Origin of the sequence: Nocardioides islandensis, assembly GCF_015352455.1 — a bacterium.
Lineage (GTDB): Bacteria > Actinomycetota > Actinomycetes > Propionibacteriales > Nocardioidaceae > Nocardioides > Nocardioides islandensis.
In genome coordinates, this window is the sequence record NZ_JADKPN010000008.1 from 33,016 (window position 1) to 43,534 (window position 10,519).

Sequence of the window (10,519 nt, forward strand, 5' to 3'; positions counted from 1 at the left end):
GGGCGTACCGGACGCGCAGCTCGGAGGTACCGGAGGCGCAACTCGCGCCGCGTCATTCCGTCCGGAGGGCGGTGGCGGTGCGGGTCCGGGCCGCCCACCCGGCGGGCAGCAGCGCCCCGCCCACGGCGAGCAGCAGGCCGCCGAGCACGAACGCGGTCAGCAGGACGGGCCCGTACACGGTGAGGACCACCCTCGGCAGCTCGACGCCGGCACCGCGGGCCATCGCCGGCAGCAGGATGCCGTGCAGGACCACGCCGGCCGGCACGCCCACCAGCCCGCCGACGAGCCCGATCGACATGACGGACGACAGCACCGAGGTGAGCGTCTGCCGCGGGGTCATGCCCAGCGCCTTGTGGATGCCGATGTCGTGCACGCGGTCGCGTACGTCGAGGACGACGGCGTTGAGGATGCCCAGACCCGCGACGGTCACCAGCATCAGCGTCAGCAGGCCGGCCAGCGCGTCGATGACGACCACCAGCTCGTCGGCGCCGTCGGGACCGTCGACGTGAGCCGTGAGGTCGAGGGCGTCCAGGTGCTGCTGGAGGGCGTCGGCGTACGTCGTCGGGTCGGTGCCGCCGGTGACACCGACCATCCAGTCGGTCAGGGTCGTGCCGGAGCGCGCCTGCGTGAGCACGAGCCCGTCGTTGTCGCCCGGGTCGAACACCTCGCCGACGATCGTCAGGGCCAGGGACTCCCCGTCCCGCGTCAGCGTCAGGGTGTCGCCGATCTCCCGGTCGGTGGACCGCAGCAGCTCGGTGGGCACGACGGCCTCTCCCGGACGGGAGAACCAGCGCCCGGACACCAGCTCGTACCCGACCCACCCCGGGTTCGCGGTGTACTCCACGAGCGAGCTCTCCCCCGTCAGCCCGGGGACCGAGATGTCGGTCTCGCGGTACCCGAGCCAGTGTGCGGTCCCGGGCTGGGACTCCAGCACGGCGGCCACCCGGTCGGGGTCCGGAGCCTTCGGACGAATGGCCGGCTCGGTCCCGCGCTTCGGGACGACCCGCGCACCCAAGGGGCCGCCCTCGACGCCGTTGACGAACACGTCGGCCGCCGAGTGGTCGGCGGCGACCTGCACGCGGTTCAGCGACGTCGCCAGCCCGGTGGCCAGGGTCACCGCGGCCGCTCCGAAGGCGACCGCCAGCACCATCGCGGCGGTCCGAGCGGGTGCGCTGAACGGGCGGGCGAGTCCCAGGGTGACCGGTCGCGGGAGCGGCAGCCGGGCCGCCACCCGCGCCGCGCGCTGGCCACGACGCGCGGTCGGCGTGCGCCCGACCGCGAGCGCGTCGACCGACGAGAGCCGTCCCGCGCGGCCCGCCGCGGCGGACGCCGTCAGCGTGACCACGGCCAGCACGCCGACCAGCGCCACGACGTCCACCCAGGGGGCGATCGTCAGCGCGACCGTGCCGTAGAGGTCCTCGGTGTCGGCGAGCAGCGGCACCGCGACCAGGTTGCCGGCGGCGACCCCCACCAGCGCGCCGGCCGCTGCCGGGACGAGGGCCTGGGCGACGTACGCCCGCACGACCTCGGCCGGGGTGAACCCGAGGGCCTTGAGGATGCCGATCCGGCGGACCGTCGAGCCGACCGCCCCGGCGACGACGGTGCCGACGATGAGCACCGACAGCAGCAGGCTCAGCCCGCCGAACATCAGCAGGATCGGGACGAACAGCGACGTCCGGTCGTTCGCCGCGTGCTTGACCGTCAGCCAGGAGCGCGCACTGGCGACGGCTCCTTCGGGAAGGGCGGCGCCGAGCGCCTCCCTGGCGTCCGCGATCCGCGCGGCGCTGCTCGCGTCGTCGAGCCGGTAGAGCATCTCGTAGCCCCGGGACGAGGCGTCCAGCGCGGCCAGACCCTCGGCGGTCATCCAGGCGTCCGCCGTGGCGCTCACGGACCGCACCAGCCCGACCACGGTCACCTCGCGGGCGTCCGCGCCCTCCCCCATCACCAGCTCGTCGCCCACCGGGACCCTGAAGTCCCCGCCCGCCGCCATCACGACCTCGTCCGGCTCCGTGGCCCAGCGGCCCTCGGTCAGGGACAGCCGGTCGATGCCGCTCCCCGCCGCGGTACGTGCGACGACGGTCAGGACCGGGCCGTGGGCACCCTCGGGCACGGCGGTCGCACCGGGCGGCAGCCCGGGGAACACCATCACCTGGGCGGTGCGGAAGGGTCCGGTGGCCTCCTCGACCCCGGGTACGTCGGCGGTCGCGGACAGCTGGTCGGCCGACACCTTGGCCGGGTCCGCCTGCACCGTCAGGTGCGCCCCGTGCTGGGCCGCGAAGGCGTGCTCGAACGGCGCGTTCGAGGCGACCAGCAGGCCGAGGCCGAGCACGCCCGAGGTCACCGCGGCGGCCGTGGCCAGGGTGATCACGACGGTCTGCAGCCACCGCCGGTGCAGCCCCGAGCCGACCACCCGGGTCAGGGCGCTCATCGGCGTGCAGCCCGGGGGGTCGCCAGCGCGACGTCGGACGCGATCCGCCCGTCCACGACCTCGACGGTGCGGGTCGCGCACTCGGCGGCCAGCGTGCGGTCGTGGGTGACCAGCACGATCGTCTGTCCGTCGGCGTACAGGTCGGTCAGCAGCCGCCGTACGTCGGCGCCGGACGCCGTGTCCAGCGCGCCGGTGGGCTCGTCGGCCAGCAGCAGCGCCGGCCGGTTCATCAGCGCCCGGGCCACCGCGACCCGCTGTCGCTCCCCCCCGGACAGCCGACCCGGGTAGGCACGCGCGTGGCGGTCGATCCCCAGCGCGCCCAGCAGGTCGTTCGCGCGGCGGGTCGTCTCGGCGCGCGAGGCGCCGGCGAGCTGGGCCGGCAGCACGACGTTGTCGAAGACGGTGAGGTCGTCGAGCAGGTTGAAGAACTGGAAGACCAGCCCGACCGAGGCCCGCCGGTACCTCGCCGACGCGGCCTCCCCCAGCGTGTCGATGCGCGTACCGTCCACCGTCACGGTGCCCGACGTCGGCCGGTCCAGGCCGGCGACGAGGTTCAGGAGCGTCGACTTCCCGCTGCCGGACGGGCCAAGGACGGCGACCGCCTCCCCGTGGTCGACGGTCAACGACACCTCGTCCAGCGCCGGTGGTCCACCGTCGTAGCGGCGGGTGACGGCGTCGAGCTCGATCAGTGGTGTGGCCATGCCCGGACGCTAGGAGCGCGGGCGGGTCGGCCGCGTCCGTCGTACTGGCCCTTTCGCGTCGTCCGCGCGGCGCACCCGGCCGCCCTGTCATCCCTGCGACGTAGTCCGCCGGGGACCCGGTCGTCCGCGCGAGCGACGCCGCCGGTAGGGCCCAGGGCGGACAATGACCGGGTGCTGCGAGAGCGCCTCCGGGCCGTGCGTGGGTGGGTGCTGCGCCGACCCCGCCCGCTGGAGCCGCTGACCCGGCGCAGCTGGCTGCTCGACGTCGGGCTGGCACTCGGCCTCGCGCTGGTCTCGATCCTCACCTACGGCTCGTCGGACGCACCCGACGTGACGCCGTTCCGCGAGCCCGGCGACCTCGGTCCACTCCCACCGGTGGACCCGGGGCGCGGGCCGTCGCCCCTGGTCGACCAGACGTCCACCTGGGACGCGCTGGGCAACGCGCTGCTGCTCGTCCTCATCGCGGCGCCCCTGGTCCTGCGCCGCCGCTACCCGCTGTCGGTGCTCTGGGGCGTGCTGCTGATGGCCACCATGGTCGCCGACCGCCCGGAGGCGCTGCGGCTCTCATTCTACGTGTGCGTGATCGCCGCCTACAGCGCCGCGGTCTACAGCCCGTACCGGATCCCGGCCCTGCTCAGCCTCCCGGCCGCGGCGTTCCTGATGAGCGAGCTGCAGAGCGATTCTGCCGAGCCGGCTCTCGGCGGGGCCATCGACGCGGTGCCGCAGGGAGCGGTCCCGTTCCTGGTGATGGCGCCGATCGCGGTCGCCGCCTGGGGCCTGCGGACCCTCCAGGCCCGGGCCGACGCCGAGCAGGCGCGGGTGGCGGCCATGGAGCGGGAGAACGCCGAGGCGGTACGCCGCGCGGCGGAGGACGAGCGCGCCCGGATCGCCCGCGAGCTGCACGACGTGGTCACCCACAACGTGAGCGTCATGGTGATCCAGGCCGGTGCCGCCCGGAAGGTGCTCGAGTCGTCGCCCGACCAGGCCCGGGACGCGCTGCTGTCGGTCGAGGCGAGCGGCCGCGCGGCGATGACCGAGCTGCGGCACGTGATGGGGCTGCTCACCACCGAGGCCCACACGATGGACCAGACGGTGGACCAGACGGTGGACCAGACGTCGGCCCTGGCCCCGCAACCGGGCCTGGGCCAGCTCGAGTCGCTGGTCGAGCGTGTCCGGGCCGCCGGTCTGCCGGTCGAGCTGGTCGTGACCGGGCCCGCGGACACGCCGATGCCGGACGGCGTCGTGCTGGCGGGGTACCGCGTCGTCCAGGAGGCCCTCACCAACGCCGTCAAGCACGCGTCCGGGTCGTCGGCCGTGGTGCGCGTCGACCACGGGGCCGACCGGCTCCGGATCGAGGTCACCGACACCGGGCCGGTGCGCCCGGCGCCCGCCGACGCGGACGCCGGGAGCGGACGCGGCCTGATCGGGCTGCGCGAACGGCTCGCGCTGTACGGCGGGACGCTGCACGCCGGCCCGCGGATCCGGGGCGGCTACCGGCTCGAGGCGGTCATCCCGCTGAGCCCCGTGGAGGTCCCGTGAGCGACCCCGTGAGTGACCCCGTGAGGGACACCGTCCGCGTGGTGGTGGCCGACGACCAGGCCCTGGTGCGCACCGGGTTCCGGATGATCCTCACCGCCGACGGCATCGACGTGGTCGGCGAGGCGACCACGGGCCAGGAGGCCGTCGACGCCGCCCGTCGTACCCGCCCCGACGTGGTGCTGATGGACATCCGGATGCCCGAGATGGACGGGCTCGAGGCGACCCGGCGCATCCTCGCCACCGACGGCGAGGGGCCGCGGGTCCTGATGCTGACGACGTTCGACCTCGACGAGTACGTCTACGCGGCGCTGACCGCCGGGGCCAGCGGCTTCCTGCTCAAGGACGTCACCCCCGAGCAGCTGACCGGCGCGGTCCGCCTCGTGCGAGCCGGGGACGCGCTGCTCGCGCCCTCGATCACCCGCCGGCTGGTGGAGCGGTTCGCGGGCCGCGGCGAGCAGGCGTCCGCGGTGCACCGCGACCTGGCCGCGCTGACGCCGCGCGAGCGCGAGGTGCTGAAGCTGCTCGCCCACGGGATGAGCAACGCCGAGCTGGCGGCGGAGCTCCAGCTGTCGGAGGCGACGGTCAAGACGCACGTGGCGCGGATCCTCGGCAAGCTCCAGCTCCGGGACCGCGTGCAGGCGGTCGTGGTGGCCTACGAGACGGGGCTGGTCGCGCCCGGGGAGCCGTGAGCCGGGCCCGCCCAGCGCGGGAAAGGACGGGCCCGCTCGAGCTGGGCCGAGAGGCTGAGGACGGTCGGCTCGTCGTCGGTCCGGCCGACGAGCTGGACGGCTACCGGCAGGCCGTCGGCACCGATGCCGGTCGGGACCGACGCGGCCGGGTTGCCGGCGAGGTTCCACGGGACCATGTACGTCACCGTCGGCAGTGACGCCAGCGACGAGCGCACGGTGCCCTTGCCCATCACGATCCCGAGCTTCGGCGGCCGGTGCGCCGTGACCGGGGTGAGGAGCACGTCGACGTCCTCGAAGACGCGGTTGAGCCTGCGCGAGTACGCCTCGGTCTGCCGCAGCGCTGCGTCGCGCACCCTCGGGGTCACCCAGGAGCCGAGGCGGTAGGTCTCGCGGGTACGCCGCTCGAGCCGGTCGAAGTGGTCCACCTGGTCGGCCTCGGTCCGGACGCCGGCCAAGAACTGCGGCACGAACGCGGCCGTCGGGTCCGGGTACCGCACGTCGACCTCGGCCACGTCGTGCCCGAGCTCGGTGAGCAGCGCGGCCGTGTCCCGCACCGCCTGTGCGTGGACGGGGTCGAGGCGCACACCCGCCGACGGCACCTTGAGGGACCAGCCGACGCGCAGCCGGCCGGGCTCGCGAGCGGCGGCCGACGCGAAGGACGCGTCGCCGCCCGCGCGGTACAGGTCGGTCGGCAGGTTGCCGCGGACCACGTCGTACACGAGCGCGCTGTCCGCGACGCTGCGCGCCAACGGCCCGACCACCCCGAGCGCCCACCACAGGTGCGGCTGCGGGGCGGTGGTGACGCGGCCGCGCTGCGGCTTGAGGCCGTAGACGCCGGTGAACGCCGACGGCACCCGGATCGAGCCGCCGGCGTCGCCGCCCAGCCCGACGGGCACCATGCCGGTGGCCACGGCGACCGCGGTGCCGCCGCTGGAGCCGCCCGGGCTGCGGGACTCGTCCCAGGGGTTGAGCGTGTAGCCGGTGTGCTCGGACTCGGTGAACGGGAACGACCCGAACTCCGGCATCGCGGTCTTCCCCACGACCACGGCCCCGGCGGCGCGGAGCCGGCGGACCACCTCGGAGTCCGCGGCAGCCGGCGTGGTGTTGGCGCGACCGCCGTACGTCGTCACGCACCCCGCGACGTCGATCTCCTCCTTGATCGCGACCGGGACGCCGTGCAACGGACCGGGCGCCTCGCCGCGGGCGAGCGCGGCGTCGCGCTCGTCGGCCTCGGCCCGGGCCTCCTCGGCCAGGATCCGCGTGAAGGCGTTCAGCCGCGGGTTCAGCTCGTCGATCCGCGCGATCGACTCCTCCAGCACCTCGCGGGCCGACGCCTCCCCGGTCGTCGTCAGCCGGACCGTCTCGACGACTCCGCGCATGCCGGGAGCCTCCCACACCGATTCGTCAGCAGGCTCGCCGCTGCGACCACCCGGAGGATCGCTGACGAATCGCGGGGAGGGCGGTCAGGCCAGCGAGTCGATCCAGGCGCGGTGCAGGTCGCTGAAGCGGCCCTCGCCGCCGGCGACCAGGTCGGCCGGGGAGCCGTCCTCGACGATGCGGCCGTGCTCCATCACCAGCACGCGGTCGGCGATCTCCACCGTGGAGAGCCGGTGGGCGATGATCACGGCGGTGCGGCCGGCGAGGATCGTCTTGAGCGCCCGCTGCACCAGCCGCTCGGACGGGACGTCCAGCGACGAGGTCGCCTCGTCGAGGATCAGCACCGCCGGGTCGGCCAGGAACGCGCGCGCGAAGGCGACCAGCTGCCGCTGGCCGGCGCTGAGCACGCCGCCGCGGTTGGAGACCTCGGTCTCGTAGCCGTGGGGCAGCTCGCGGATGAAGCCGTCGGCGCCCAGCGCGGTCGCCGCCTCGACGACCTCCTCGATGCCGGCGCCCGGGCGGCCGAAGCGGATGTTGTCGGCGATGGAGCCGGTGAACAGGTAGTTCTCCTGGGTCACCATCACCACCGCGCGGTGCAGGGTCTCGTCGGTCAGCTGACGCAGGTCGACGCCGTCGAGCAGCACCCGGCCGCCGGTCGGGTCGTAGAAGCGGGTGGCCAGCTTGGCCAGCGTGGTCTTGCCGGCCCCCGTCGTGCCGACCAGCGCCAGCGTCTGGCCCGCCGGGACGGTGAGGTCGAGGTCGGGCAGGACGGGCACGCCCGCGACGTACTCGAAGTCGACGTGGTCGAACGTCAGCTCGCCGCGGGGGTGCGGCAGGGGCGTCGGGTCCGTCGGCTCGGGGACGCCGGGCTCCTCCTCGAGCACGCCGGACAGCTTCTCCAGCGCCGCGGACGCGGACTGGAAGGTGTTGTAGAACTGCGAGATCTCCTGCATCGGCTCGAAGAACTGCCGCAGGTACAGCAGGAACGCCGCGAGCACGCCGACGGTGACCTCGCCGTGGAACGCGAGGTAGCCGCCGTAGAGCAGCACCACGGCGATGGTGACGTTGCCGATCAGCCGGATGCCCGGCATGAACCAGGCGACCAGCCGGAACGCGGCCAGGTTGGCGACGCGGTACTGCTCGTTGACGTCGTCGAAGATCTCCTGGTTGCGGGGCTCGCGGCGGAACGCCTGCACGGCGCGGATGCCACCCATCGACTCGACGAAGTGGACGATCACCAGCGCGACCTTCTCGCGGGTGACGCGGTAGGTCTTGGCCGACGACTTGCGGAACCAGTTGGTCAGCCAGGCCAGGAACGGGCCGCAGCACAGCGCGACCAGGCCGAGCTTCACGTCGAGGAACAGCAGCAGCGCGGCGGTGCCGACGAGCGTCAGCGCCGCGGTGACCAGGCCGTCGAAGCCGGTCTCGAGCATCTCGTAGATGGCGTCGACGTCGGAGGTCTGCCGGGAGATGACGCGGCCCGAGGTGTACTCGTCGTGGAACGCCGGGCTCAGCCGCTGGAAGTGCCGGAACACCCGCTGCCGGATCTCGAACAGCAGGTCCTGGCCGATCGTGCCTGAGCGCACCAGGAAGAGGTTGCGGGCGACCGCCTGGGTGATCGTCGCGAACAGCACGATGCCGACGATGAGCAGCAGCGGGTCGAGGTTGTCGTCCTCGCGGATCGGCGGGATGCCGGAGTCGATGCCGACCTTGACGAGGTAGGGGATCGAGAGCCGGGCGGCGTTCTCGATGACGACGATGAGGACCAGCCACCTGATGGCAGTGGCGTAGGGCCGGAGCAGGTCGCCGAGCAGCCGGCGCGACCGGGTGGCCAGCCGGGCGGAGGTCTCGGCGGTGATCTCGTCCTGCTCGAGGCCGTCGGCGGCGACGCCGCGCCAGCTCTGCTGGGGCGCCTGCGGAGTGGTCGTCATGACGCCGCTCCCTCGAGGTCCGCGTCGGCGGCCAGCAGCTCGCGGTACGCCGGGACGGTGGCCAGCAGCTCGCGGTGCTCGCCGACGTGCGTGATCGTGCCGTCCTGGAGCAGGGCGACCCGGTCGGCCAGCAGCACCGTCGAGGCGCGGTGAGCAACGATCAGGCCCGTGGTCTCGGCGAGCACGCGGCGCAGCGCCTCCTCGACCAGCTTCTCGGTGTGCACGTCGAGGGCCGACAGCGTGTCGTCGAGGACCAGCACGCGCGGCTGGGCCAGGACGGCCCGGGCGAGCGCGAGCCGCTGGCGCTGGCCGCCGGACAGGGACATGCCCTGCTCGCCGATCCGGGTGTCCAGGCCCCAGGGCAGGTCCAGGGCGAAGTCGGCCTGGGCGACCGCGAGGGCCTCGCTGATCTCGGCGTCGGTGGCCTCGGCGCGGCCGAGGATGAGGTTCTCCCGGGCGCTCATCGAGAAGAGCGTCGGCTCCTCGAAGGCCGTGGCGACCATCGAGCGCAGCTTCTCCAGGGTGAAGTCGCGCAGGTCGACGCCGTCGAGGGTGATGCTGCCGGCGGTCACGTCGTAGAGGCGCGGCACGAGCGCGGTGAGGATCGTCTTGCCGCTGCCGGTCGCGCCGACGAGCGCGATCGTCTCACCGGGGAGGATGTCGAGGTTCACGTCGCGGAGCACGACCCTGCCGGGCTCGTCGGGGAAGGCGAAGTCCACGTGCTCGAAGCGCAGGTGGCCGCCCTCGGCGGCGAGCCGCTCCCCCGGGCCGTCGACGATGTCGGGCTCGGTGTCGAAGATCTCCAGGATGCGGGCGGCGGCGGTCATCGCCTCCTGCGACATCGCCAGGATCACCCCGAGCGACGCCACCGGCCAGACCAGCGACAGCATCAGGGTGATGAAGGCGACCAGCTCACCGGGGGTCAACGCGCCGCGGCCGACGCCGATCGCCCCGAGCAGCAGCACGACCACGACGGCGAAGTTGGGGATGACCTCCAGGAAGGTCCAGAACCGGGCCGCCAGCCGGACCTTCTCCATGCTGGTGCCGCGCAGCTTCTGCGCGGCCCTGTCGTAGCCCGCCGACATGTGGTCGCTGCGGCCGAACGCCTTGATGACGCGGATGCCGACGGCGCCCTCCTCGGCGCGGGTAGCCAGGTCGCCCTGCTCGTCCTGCACGCGCCGCGAGAGCACGACGTACCCGCGCTCGAACCGCATCGACAGCCAGACGATCGGCGCCGCGGTGAAGGCCACGACCAGGCCGAGCGGCCAGTACATGTTGAGCAGCACGATCGTGACGACCGCGACCTGGAGGATGTTGATGATCAGGAACAGCAGGCCGAACCCGCTGAACCTGCGGATCGCCGAGAGGTCGGTCGTCACGCGGGACAACAGCTGGCCGGACTCCCACTTGCTGTGGAAGCTCATCGGCAGCTCCTGGAGCCGCTCGTAGAGGTCGTGCCGCATCTGCGTCTCCATGGAGAGCACCGCGTTGGACTGCACCCAGCGCCGCCAGAAGATCAGCACCGCCTCGAGGATGCCGAGCCCGAGGGCCAGCAGACCGAGCGGCAGCACGCCGTCGATCTCGTGGTTGGTGATCGGGCCGTCGATGAGGGCCTTGGTCACCAGCGGGATGCCGATCGACAGCGCGATGCCGCCGAGCGCTGTGCCGAGCATGATCGCGAGGGCCGCCAGGTGTGGCCGCAGGTAGGTGCGCAGGCGCCAGAGGGACCGGACACTCGCGGGCGAGTGGTCGGTCGGTCCGAGGGACGAAGAGGCTGGTGGCATCGCCCGCACGACGATACGACCAGCCACCGACGTTCGAGAAATCCTTTAGCGCAGGTAACGGCTTTCGTTA

At 73.5% G+C, this 10,519-nt stretch carries 7 protein-coding genes; 2 read left to right on the forward strand and 5 right to left on the reverse strand.

Going from position 1 to position 10,519, the window contains the following annotated elements:
* Positions 1-52: 52 nt before the first annotated feature.
* Together ISU07_RS13765 and ISU07_RS13770 are read right to left on the reverse strand one after the other, a co-directional pair.
* A complete protein-coding gene (locus ISU07_RS13765; protein ID WP_194707384.1) occupies positions 53-2,428 on the reverse strand; it encodes an ABC transporter permease in 2,376 nt (791 codons plus the stop codon).
* Positions 2,425-3,129: an ABC transporter ATP-binding protein gene (locus tag ISU07_RS13770; protein ID WP_194707385.1), complete on the reverse strand. Its 705-nt coding sequence runs from the start codon at positions 3,127-3,129 to the stop codon at positions 2,425-2,427. Before ISU07_RS13770 ends, ISU07_RS13765 begins: the two co-directional genes overlap by 4 nt.
* A gap of 171 nt (positions 3,130-3,300) precedes the next feature.
* Between ISU07_RS13770 and ISU07_RS13775 the strand changes: the two genes are divergently transcribed.
* Together ISU07_RS13775 and ISU07_RS13780 are read left to right on the forward strand one after the other, a co-directional pair.
* The gene (locus ISU07_RS13775; protein ID WP_194707386.1) at positions 3,301-4,668 is read left to right on the forward strand and encodes a sensor histidine kinase; all 1,368 of its coding nucleotides are present in this window, start codon (positions 3,301-3,303) and stop codon (positions 4,666-4,668) included.
* A 20-nt stretch (positions 4,669-4,688) separates the two neighbouring features.
* A complete protein-coding gene (locus ISU07_RS13780) occupies positions 4,689-5,357 on the forward strand; it encodes a response regulator (RefSeq protein ID WP_194707387.1) in 669 nt (222 codons plus the stop codon).
* On the opposite strand, the gene ISU07_RS13785 is transcribed toward ISU07_RS13780, so the two are convergent.
* The 3 genes from ISU07_RS13785 to ISU07_RS13795 all read right to left on the reverse strand — a co-directional run bounded on the left by ISU07_RS13785 (position 5,321) and on the right by ISU07_RS13795 (position 10,449).
* Complete coding sequence (locus ISU07_RS13785; protein WP_194707388.1) at positions 5,321-6,736, reverse strand: amidase; 1,416 nt, start codon at positions 6,734-6,736, stop codon at positions 5,321-5,323. The genes ISU07_RS13780 and ISU07_RS13785 overlap by 37 nt on opposite strands.
* Positions 6,737-6,820: 84 nt before the next feature.
* Positions 6,821-8,665: an ABC transporter ATP-binding protein gene (locus ISU07_RS13790; protein WP_194707389.1), complete on the reverse strand. Its 1,845-nt coding sequence runs from the start codon at positions 8,663-8,665 to the stop codon at positions 6,821-6,823.
* A complete protein-coding gene (locus ISU07_RS13795) occupies positions 8,662-10,449 on the reverse strand; it encodes an ABC transporter ATP-binding protein (RefSeq protein WP_194707390.1) in 1,788 nt (595 codons plus the stop codon). The genes ISU07_RS13790 and ISU07_RS13795 overlap by 4 nt, the downstream gene beginning before the upstream one ends.
* Between the last annotated feature and the right edge of the window lie 70 nt (positions 10,450-10,519).